Origin of the sequence: Streptomyces sp. PU-14G, assembly GCF_041028275.1 — a bacterium.
GTDB lineage: Bacteria > Actinomycetota > Actinomycetes > Streptomycetales > Streptomycetaceae > Streptomyces.
Genome location: NZ_JASKYT010000272.1, coordinates 1 through 9,732 on the forward strand (window position 1 = coordinate 1; position 9,732 = coordinate 9,732).

The 9,732-nt window shown below is 70.8% G+C and carries 9 protein-coding genes; 7 read left to right on the plus strand and 2 right to left on the minus strand.

Annotated elements, in window-relative coordinates:
• Positions 1-539: 539 nt before the first annotated feature.
• From AB8Z75_RS25460 to AB8Z75_RS25470, 3 genes are read left to right on the plus strand one after another with little or no spacing between them, the layout of a single operon-like run.
• The gene (locus tag AB8Z75_RS25460) at positions 540-1,604 is read left to right on the plus strand and encodes a LacI family DNA-binding transcriptional regulator (RefSeq protein WP_369205855.1); all 1,065 of its coding nucleotides are present in this window, start codon (positions 540-542) and stop codon (positions 1,602-1,604) included.
• Positions 1,605-1,638: 34 nt separating this feature from the next.
• The gene (locus AB8Z75_RS25465; protein ID WP_369205841.1) at positions 1,639-2,193 is read left to right on the plus strand and encodes a VOC family protein; all 555 of its coding nucleotides are present in this window, start codon (positions 1,639-1,641) and stop codon (positions 2,191-2,193) included.
• Entirely contained in the window at positions 2,186-2,989 is an 804-nt protein-coding gene (locus AB8Z75_RS25470) for a MerR family transcriptional regulator (protein WP_369205843.1), read from the plus strand. Before AB8Z75_RS25465 ends, AB8Z75_RS25470 begins: the two co-directional genes overlap by 8 nt.
• 199 nt (positions 2,990-3,188) lie before the next feature.
• Here AB8Z75_RS25470 and AB8Z75_RS25475 read toward each other — a convergent pair whose 3' ends face one another.
• Complete coding sequence (locus AB8Z75_RS25475) at positions 3,189-3,848, minus strand: TetR/AcrR family transcriptional regulator (RefSeq protein ID WP_369205845.1); 660 nt, start codon at positions 3,846-3,848, stop codon at positions 3,189-3,191.
• A gap of 148 nt (positions 3,849-3,996) precedes the next feature.
• Between AB8Z75_RS25475 and AB8Z75_RS25480 the strand changes: the two genes are divergently transcribed.
• From AB8Z75_RS25480 to AB8Z75_RS25495, 4 genes are all read left to right on the plus strand, one after another.
• The gene (locus tag AB8Z75_RS25480; RefSeq protein ID WP_369205857.1) at positions 3,997-5,007 is read left to right on the plus strand and encodes a hypothetical protein; all 1,011 of its coding nucleotides are present in this window, start codon (positions 3,997-3,999) and stop codon (positions 5,005-5,007) included.
• 230 nt (positions 5,008-5,237) lie between these two features.
• Entirely contained in the window at positions 5,238-5,699 is a 462-nt protein-coding gene (locus AB8Z75_RS25485) for an SRPBCC family protein (RefSeq protein ID WP_369205847.1), read from the plus strand.
• A gap of 750 nt (positions 5,700-6,449) precedes the next feature.
• A complete protein-coding gene (locus AB8Z75_RS25490; RefSeq protein WP_369205849.1) occupies positions 6,450-7,025 on the plus strand; it encodes a DUF4232 domain-containing protein in 576 nt (191 codons plus the stop codon).
• A 612-nt stretch (positions 7,026-7,637) separates the two neighbouring features.
• A complete protein-coding gene (locus AB8Z75_RS25495) occupies positions 7,638-8,264 on the plus strand; it encodes a LysE family translocator (RefSeq protein WP_369205851.1) in 627 nt (208 codons plus the stop codon).
• Between the two features lie 369 nt (positions 8,265-8,633).
• Here AB8Z75_RS25495 and AB8Z75_RS25500 read toward each other — a convergent pair whose 3' ends face one another.
• Positions 8,634-9,029: a VOC family protein gene (locus AB8Z75_RS25500; protein WP_369205853.1), complete on the minus strand. Its 396-nt coding sequence runs from the start codon at positions 9,027-9,029 to the stop codon at positions 8,634-8,636.
• Between the last annotated feature and the right edge of the window lie 703 nt (positions 9,030-9,732).

Consider the following 9,732-nt stretch of genomic DNA (forward strand, 5'->3'; position numbering starts at 1 on the left):
GGACCCCGGAGGGTGGCACGCGTCCGCCCCGCCGGGGTTGTTCGCGGCCCGGCACGCTACGGCGGGTGGGGTGTGGCCGGGCCTGGGCTGTGGCCGGGCTGTTGCGGTTAGGCCTGGGTTGCGGCCGGTTCCAGGGCGGGCCGGGCCGGGCGGCAAGCTGCGGACAGCGGGCGATTGCTGCCAGGATTGCCACCGGCCTGGGGTGCGGCCGGTTCCAAGGCAGGCGGGGCGGGGCTGGGTTGCGGCCGAGTCGCGAACCGAGGAACGACGGGCGGCAAGCTGCGGACAGCGGGCGATTGCTGCCAGGATTGCCACCGCAAGCCGCCGGAACCACCGGACGCCGCCGGAGGAAGGCTGCCGGGACAACCGGGGCGGCCAAGGAACCGAGACGACGAGACGACGAGGGGCGGGCTGGCGTGGATTCCGTGGACGCGGTGCACACGGAAGGAGGCGTCGAGGCGGAGAGCGCGGACGACACCGACGACGGGACGAACGCGAGCGACGTGACGGAAGTGACGGGGACGGTCAATGCCTCCGAGGTGCCGGCCCAGCGGCGTCGCCCCACCATCAAGGACATCGCCCGGCGGGCCGGGGTGTCCGAGAGCGCCGTCTCGTTCGCTCTCAACGGCCGTCCGGGGGTGTCGGAAACCACCCGTGCACGGGTGCGCCGGGTGGCCGAGCAGGTCGGCTGGCGCCCCAGCACCGCCGCACGGGCGCTCTCCGGGGAGGGCGCGGCCACCATCGGCCTGGTGCTGGCACGGCCGGCGCGCATGCTGGGAGTCGAGTCGTTCTTCCTGCAACTCATCTCCGGTGTCCAGCAGGTGCTCGCGCAGCGCCGGCTCGGACTGCTCTTCCAGGTGGTGGAGGACGTGACGGCCGAGTGCGCGATGTACCGCCACTGGTGGGCCGAGCACCGCGTCGACGGTGTCCTGCTGGTCGACCCGCGCTCGGCGGACCCGCGGCCGGAGGTGCTGGAGTCGCTGGGGCTGCCCGCCGTCGCCATCGGAGGCACCGAGGCCCGGCCCCGCCTCTCCGCCGTCTCCGCCGACGACGCGGGAGCCATGACCTCACTCGTCTCCCACCTGTACGAGCTGGGGCACCGCGACATCGTCCACGTCGCGGGGCTGGCCGGGCTGGCGCACACCGAGCGCCGCATCGCCTCGTTGCGGGACGAAGCCGGGCGGCTTGGCCTGCCGCACGCACGGTCGTTGACGACCGACTACTCGGATGCCGAAGGCGCGGCGATGACCCGGCGGCTGCTCGACGAGGACGCGCCGCCGACCGCTGTCATCTACGACAACGACGTGATGGCCGCGGCGGGCGTGGCCGCAGCGGCCGAGCGCGGTCTGTCGGTCCCGGGCGACGTGTCCATCGTCTCCTGGGAGGACTCCGTGCTCTGCCGCATGGTGCACCCGTGGCTGACCGCGCTGGCCCGCGACCCGGTCGCCTTCGGGCGCCGCGCCGCGCAGGAGCTGACCCGCCTCCTGGACGGCTCACCCTCCCGCACCGTCAGGGTGCCGCTGCCCGAACTGCTGGTACGGGAGAGCACGGCGGCACCGGGGGGTGAGGCCGTTTCCGTCCGTGTCAGCCGGCCGTCGGCTTGACCCTCACGCCGCGTGAGGCTGAAGGGTGGCGTTCATGAGCGACTACTACGACGCCTTCGAGATGAGCCCCGTGCCCGTTCCCGGCCCGGACGCCGTTCCACCGGAGCCGTTCCGCGGCATCTACGGAATGCCCGCTTTCGCAACCATCCCCACGGGCGATATGGCGGCGTCGGTGGACTTCTGGACTCGCGGACTCGGGTTCTTCGAACTGTTCGGCATCACCGGCACGCTGGTGCATCTGCGCCGGTGGGCGTTCCAGGACGTACTCCTCGTTTCGGCGGCTGACGCTCCGCGGCGGACGCCGGCGGTGAGCTTCAGTTTCGCCTGCGTGCTCAGTCAGGTCGATTCCCTTGTCGAGGCCGCTCGTGCGCTGCGTCCGGACTCGGTCGACGGCCCACGGGACACCCCCTGGAACACCCGCGACGTGGAAGTGGTCACGCCTGAGAACGCACGGATCGTCTTCACCGCGGCGAAACCCTTCGACCCGTCCAGCCAGGAGGCGCACAACCTGGCAGCCATCGGCATCACCCCACCGGGCGCCGGTCGCGGCGACAATGGCGACAATGGCAGCAATGAGGAACATGCCTGATGCCACTGACGCCGATGGCCTGACCGTCGGTCAGGTCTCGGCGCGTCTGGGCGTGACAGTCCGCGCGCTGCACCACTGGGACGAGATCGGTCTCGCGCGGCCCTCGCTGCGCACGGCTGCCGGATACCGGCTCTACACCGCCGGTGATGTGGAACGCCTCCACCGCATCATCGTCTACCGCGAGACCGGCCTCGGCCTGGACCGGATCCGGGCCGTACTGGATGACCCGGGCACCGATGTGCCCGGCGCGCTACGCGCGCAGCGCGCCCAGGTCGCCGAACGGATCGAACGCCTCCAGCAGCTCGACGCCGGGCTGGAGCGGATGATCGACGCCCACGAGCGCGGCCTGCTGCTCACCAGCGAGCAGCAGGCCGCGCTCTTCGGCCCCCGGTGGAATCCCCACTGGCCCGCCCAAGCCCGTCAGCGCTACGGAGACACGGCGCAGTGGCGGCAGTACGCCGAACGCTCGGCCTCACGCGGCCCGGAGGAATGGCAGGCCGTCGCCGACGCCGTTGCCGGGCTCGATCGCGCTCTCGGGGACGCGATGGACGCCGGCGTCACGCCTGGTAGCCCGGAAGCGAATCGACTCGTCGAGCGGCATCGAGAGGTTTTCGCTTCCTACTTCCCTCTCACCAGGCAGATGCAGGTCTGTCTCGGCCGCATGTACGAGTCCGATCCAGGCTTCGCCGCCCACTACGACGGCATCCGTGCCGGTCTTGCCACGTGGTTCCGCCGCATCATCGACGCCGGGGCACGTGCCCACGGCATCGATCCCGACACGGCGTCCTGGCAGTAGCGCGCGGGGTACGGAAGCCCTCTTCGTGAGGGCATCCGGCGCCTTCACGATCCCCGGAGACCCTGACGCGCACGAACGCCCGCGTGCGCCTCGCGGAAGGGGCCCCTCGCCCGGCACGGGCCTCGTACCTGTTCCGGTCGGGCCCGGCCACCGGGCCACTCGTCCGCGCACGCGGGAAAGGGCCCGAGCCGGGCCGGTTTCACGACGGGAGGCGCCCTTCGGCGGCATCGAACGCGGGCGCGAGCGGAGCCATCGCCGCGCGCAGCAGGTCGGGTAGCGAGCCGGAGGGCACGACCAGACCTCCGGGGGCGAGGCTCCTCGCGGCCCCTGTGGTCCCGGCCGACCCGAGCAGCCAGCCTTCCAACGCGATGCGCACCGCCGCGGCGACGCTCGCCGCGAGGACACGTGCTGTCTGCTCTCCGGCCTCAGCGAGGCGTTCGGCGACCACCGCCGTGAGTGGGGACTCGATTTTGGTGGTGGCGTCGAGGAACGCGTCGCGCAGCGCGGCCCTGGCGGCGATCAGCAGCAGCGCCTCGCGTTCGCGCTCACCCGGATTCGTGTACTGCTCGATCACCGCCTCGGTGACGGCGTCGGCCAAGCGCGCCCCTGTGGGCCGAGCCGCCACCGCCGCCGCGATCCGCGCCTCACGGTCCGCGGTGACGGCGGCGACGATCGCCTGCTCGCGGCTGGCGAAGTAGTTGTTGTAGGTGCGCGGCGAGACCCCGGCCGCCTCCGCGATGTCCTCGACCCGTACCTGCTCCGGCCCGCGCTCCACGGCCAGACGCAGGGCCGCCTCGCGCAACGCTTCGCGTGTGGCCTGCTTCTTCCGCTCTCGCAGCCCTGGCGATGGTGTCGTCACGGACGCCAGCTTTCCACGCCAGGATGCGTGCTCGCAAACTTGCATGCACGCAAAATTACGTGGTCGCAAACTTGCGCACACGCACTTTCCCTGTCAGTCTCGTCCCGCCGCGAGCGACAGAGAGGACGAGCACATGCGAGCAAGAGGAATGACCTACGACACCGGCTTCGTCGTGCACGGTCGGACGTCCCGCGAGCGCTTCGAGCCGGAGGTCGTCCGGCGCGAACTCGCCATCATCCGCGACGATCTGCACTGCGACGCGGTCCAGATCATCGGCGGCGACCCGGACCGCCTGGAACTGGCCGCCGGCGCCGCAGCCGAGCTCGGCCTGGAGGTCTGGTTCTCGCCCTATCCGATGGAGCTGGACCCCGACGGCATCCTCACGCTCTTCCGCGACTGCGCCGAGCGGGCGGAACGGCTCCGGCTCAGCGGGGCCGAGGTCGTGTTCGTCGCGGGTGTCGAACTGAGCGTGATGAACCGCGGGTTCCTGCCCGGGGAGAGCCCGGAGGACCGGGTCGGGCAGCTGATGCGCCGACCCGAGCGGCGGGCCGGCGCCATCCGCGAGCTCGGCGTGCGCGTCAACGCGTTCCTGCGCGACGCCGCGGCCACGGTCCGCGAGCGCTTCCACGGAAAGCTCACCTACGCGGCCATCCAGTTCGAGCAGGTCGACTGGGCCCCCTTCGACTTCATGACGTTCGAGCTGATCCGCTCCGCCGAGGTCGCCGACCGGTTCCGGGACGCGGTGCGCTCCCTGGCCCAGGGGCCGAAGCCGCTCGCCATCACCGGATTCGGTACCGCCGCCTACCGCGGGGCGGGAGACAGGGGCGGGCGAGTGCTGGAAGTGGTCGAGCACGACCCGGTGACCAAGGTCCCGGTACGGCTGAACGACGTTTACGAGCGCGACGAGGCCGGCCAGGCCGCGTATCTGAGTGAACTGCTGGAGATCTTCGATACGGAGGGCGTGGACAGCACGTTCGTGTTCCTGTTCGCCTTGCCCGGCTACCCGCACCGCCCCGACGGCGATCCCAGAGACGACCTGGACCGGGCCGGCCTGGGCATCGTCAAACTCCTCGAAGGGCGCCGAGGGCAGGCCTACCCCGACATGGAGTGGGAACCGAAGGCCGCCTTCACGGCAGTGGCTCACCGGTATCGCAGGTGACAGCCGCCGCCGGCTGCTCGTTCGGCGCCCCCTCGCCGATCCCGCCGGCGCTGCCACCGGACGGCTCGCCACCGACGACCGGCGCCAGGCCAGGTCGGCGAGCCGACTGGCAGACTGGCGGACTGGCGGACTGGCGGACTGGCGGACTGGCGGACTGGCGACGAGCGGCGCCCGTGCGACGTTCGCGGTACGGCCCCGGCCGCTCGCTTCGGCAGTGCTAGGGTCGCGAGATGCCACGTACGGACACGGCATCTCGACAGATCACGGCGCCACTTGGGCGCGTCTGGGCGGCGCTGGTGGACCCCGGCGCACTGCTGGCCTGGCTTCCTCCGGCCGGGATGGTCGGCAGGTTCGAGCGCTTCGATGCCAGGCCGGGCGGGTCGTACCGGATGGTGCTGACCTATGCCGACGCGTCCGGCGCGCACGGCAAGGCAACGGCGGACTCCGACATCGTCGAGGCCCGCTTCGTGGACATCGTTCCCGAACGGCGGGTCGTGCAGGCGGTGGACTTCGTCTCCGACGACCCCGCCTACGCCGGCACCATGACGATGACCTGGGAGGTCACCGCGGTCGATACGGGGACGCGCGTGGATATCGTCGCCCAGGACGTGCCGGACGGTGTTTCCGCCGAGGACCACGCCGCCGGGCTCGCCTCTTCCCTGACACAACTCGCCGCCTACTCGGAGCGGTAGCCACCTCCGGGGCGACGTCAGGCAGCGGGTGTGCGAGCATTCCGCGTCCTCCCCGCAGGTCCCCTGGTCCGCGCCTCTGCGGACCGGCGGACCGGCGGCCCGGACCAGGCGTTTCACGGCCCGGGGCCCTGGATACCCGTGGCGCGGAGAAGCTTTGCGGCCGAGCCGTCAGCATGAGCTGTGGCCGGGCCCCGACACCGCGATCCGGGCGCTGCGGGTCGTGATGGACCTGTTCCCGATGGACTTCCCCCGTGTCATGTCTGAGCCGCAAGAACCCCCGCAGGAACCGCACGAGCCGCACGAGCCGAACGACCCGGCGCGGCCCTCGCACCCGGACCCCACGCCGCCGAACCCCGGCCCGGGGCCGGGCCCCCCGGCTCCGGAACCGGGCCCCGCTCCGGGGCCCACGCCTCCGCCCGGCCCCGATCCGGTGCCGCCGMMGCCCCCGGCCCCCGGGCCCGACCCGGTGCCTCCCCATCCGCAGCCGCCCACTCCGGGGCCCGAGCCCGGCCCGGCTCCGGACCCGGTTCCTCCCGTCCCGCAGCAGCCCGAGACCGCCGCCCGTGACGCGGCGCCGGCCGACGGGTACGCACGCGACGCGGCGCCCGAGGTTCCGTACCGGCCTCGGCCGTCGGACGAGAGCGATGGGAAATAACGACCTTTGCGGTGAACTTTTCACTCGGTGCCCGCATCCAACTCTGTGTACGACGCAAGAAGCGCCCTGCAGAGAACAGAGATGGGACGGACCGCATGACTGAGCAGTACCGCAGCACCAGCACAGCGCGGGGGCGCGTGACCAGGCGCGCCGCGGGGGTGGGCCTGGCCCTCCTCGCGACCGCGGGCGTCGGGGTCGCCGGGGCCGGATCGGCGCAGGCGGCGGAAGCGCACAGCGGCACGCCGACCTGCACCACCTCGGGGCTGACGGCCTCGTTCGGGCAGAAGCTGGGTGGCGGGATGAACCACGCGGGAGTGGTCCTCAAGCTGACGAACACCAGCGGCCACAGCTGCGCTCTGCGCGGTTACGCCGGGCTGGGCCTGGAGGACTCCCAGCACCGGACGCTGAACTCGACCGCGGAGTGGGGCAGCACCTGGTACGCGCAGGACCCGGGCAAGGAGACGCTCAGGCTCGACGACGGCGAGAGCGCGGAGGCCGTCGTGTCGTGGACGCACGCCAACACCGGCACCTCCGAGGCCCGTGACGCGTCCTACCTGCAGGTCACACCGCCCGCCAACACCAGCCACAAGACGCTGGAGTTCCCGGCGTGGGTGGACAACGGCCGCCTTAAGGTGACGGCGTTCTCGCCGCACGTCGAGCTCAACGGCTGATCTGGGCGGGCCCTGCGAGGCCCGTACACGGGAGAGGGCGCACCCGCACGGGCACCGTTGACGAGTCCCTCTGTGCAGCGTGACGTCGGTCCGCACCACCGCGTTGGTGGTGCGGACCGACGCGCGCCCGGGGAGGGTGACGGTGTCCTTGCGGCCTGAGGTGTCAGGGGAAGTTCCGAAGGAGACAACAAGGGTGGCCCTCGTGGCCTTCCCCCGCGGCTATCTTGCTCTACGGCACCGGGACGGGCTCGGGCCGTTGTTCAGTGACGAGGACTTCGCGGGCCTGTTCACCGGCCTCCTCAACGCCACTGGCATCAACCTCGTCCGGCTCGATTCCTGGCTCACCGACACGCCCCTGGCCACCACCCGCACCAGCCACTTCGCAGCTCTCTCCGCCCCACCGGATGAGCCCGGTGGGGCACAAAACCCGCAGAGGTCAATTGGGCTTGTTCGCGGGGTCCGACAGCACTTGTTCACGGCCTCGTACAGCGCTCTGGCCACCCGACGCTCGATGCCGGTGGCGGCGCTGCAACGGCACCGTGCGGTGCGTCCGCAGGTCCACGCGGAAAAGCTGCCCAGGGCCTGGATTGAGGCCGCGGTGATAATGCGCCCATGTCATCGATACTCGCCTTCTCCGCCCTGTCCGCGGTCTTGGTCATCATTCCGGGACCCGCTGTCATGCTGGTCCTCAAGAGCGCGGTCGCTCGTGGCCGGCACCCAGCCCTCCTCACCGCGCTGGGAGTCCTGACCGCCGATCTGGTGTGGGCCGGGGCCTCGATTGCCGGTCTGACCGCATTGCTCGTGTCCTCGCAACTCGCGTTCGACGTGGTCCGGTATCTCGGCGCCGCATACCTGATCTACCTCGGCGTCAAGCTCCTGGTAACCCGAGCCACGGCCACAGCGTCAGACCATGGCGCAGTGCCCTCAAGCATCGGCAGCCGACGGCGCGCGTTCCGGGAAGGTCTCATCAGCGACCTCTCCAACCCGAAGACCGTAATCGTCTACACCAGTGTCATCCCCCAGTTCCTCGACCACGGCGCACGGCCTGCCGACACCCTGATCCTCGGCACCTTGTTCGCGGTGATCGGCTTCCTGTCGCTGGCTTCGTACGCCCTGGTCTTCAGCACCGCGTCGAAGATGCTGCGCAACGTACGGGTGACCCGCGTGATCCTCCGCGCAGGGGGCGCCATCCTGACGGCATTCGGTGTCGGGCTCGCCGTTGAGCGCCCCGCCATGTGATCGGTTACGACTCGTCATGCTGCCTTGGCCGGATACCCGGCACAAAGCGGGGTGGGCGAGCCGGGGTGAGTCACCGGTCCCTGCTTGCCCATTCTGACGAGCGCCCCTCTGATCGCAGAGAGCTACTTGTTGCTTCGAGGCAGCCGACAGTGCGGCCAGACCGGCCGCATTCAGGTGGGGTGACCAACCGCCCCCCAGAGACGCTGTTCGAATCACCCAGGTACGCACTGCTGTCCGGGGCCGTGAACAAGTGCTGCCGGTTCTCGGATCTGGCACAGATCTTGGGGAGCGGGCGCTGAGGGTTACTGAGGCCTTCTCGGCAAGGTGACGGTTGCGATGAGTGACGGGGCGTGGGTGCCCGTTCGTGGCCTAGTTCTGCGGTGCCAGGGTGCGAAGGACGCAGAACTCGTTGCCCTCTGGGTCTGCCATCACCACCCAGTTTCGGTCGGAGCCTTGGCCCACATCCGTCTTGGTGGCGCCGAGGCCGAGCAGTCTGGTTACCTCGTCCTCGGTGCTGCCGTCGATCGGGCTGACGTCGAGGTGAAGCCGGTTCTTCACGGTCTTGTCCTCGGGCACCTGGATGAACAGCAGGGTGGGCGGCGTCTGGCGGGCCCGAACATCCTCAACGGTCGGCACCCAGGAGCCGATCTCAACCTTGCCCTCGCTCCGGTCGATCACCTTGAAGTCCAGGACCACGCACCAGAAGGCCGCGAGTCTCTCCGGATCGTGGCAGTCAACGGTCAACTCGGTGAACCTACTTGTCATGCCTCTCCCAGATGGTGCGGACGAAGATTCAGAGTATGGGGCCCGTGCCACCGGGCGATCGCCCGGCGAGAGTGGCCCTGTGCGAGCAGTTCGTGCACCAAGGTGTTTGCGGCCTTCTTGCGCTGAGCCCGGCGGCCAGCACGGCCCGTGCTGACACGCCCCGAGTCGTCCGGCGTCGTGTCGGGGTTCGGCGGCCTGGGCGGTGCCGGTGCGCGCAGGCACTCGCGGTGGGCGGCGACGCAGGTCTCCACGGCCCGACCGAGGCCCTGCCACGAGTGGAACCGGTCCGCGACCTGGACTGCGTCGGGGGCTCCGCGGTTCTCGGGAACAGAGCTGGCCAATTCGCCAACGGCGTCCGCACGGGTGCGCCCTCTCCCGTGTACGGGGTGGCGCGCGAGCTCCCTTCGACACATCACAGGCCGCTCTCGCCTTGCGGGAGCGAGACATGCCCTGCGGCGGCGGGACTCCGCGAGCGCCAGTTCAGGAGGGGCAGGAAGTGCAGAGGTGTACGAAGTGCAGAGGTGCACGAAGCCGTCCCGGCAGCCACGGGGGAAGCTGCCGGGACGGCTCTTCACACCCTACGGGCCCTCCGTGGCGGTGAGCATCCCTTGAACACAACCCGGCCATGCTCTGGGCATAGGAGGGCCCTGGCGGGGGCATGGCGCCTCCCCCTCGCCCCTGAGCCCCGAGTCCGGCCCGAGCC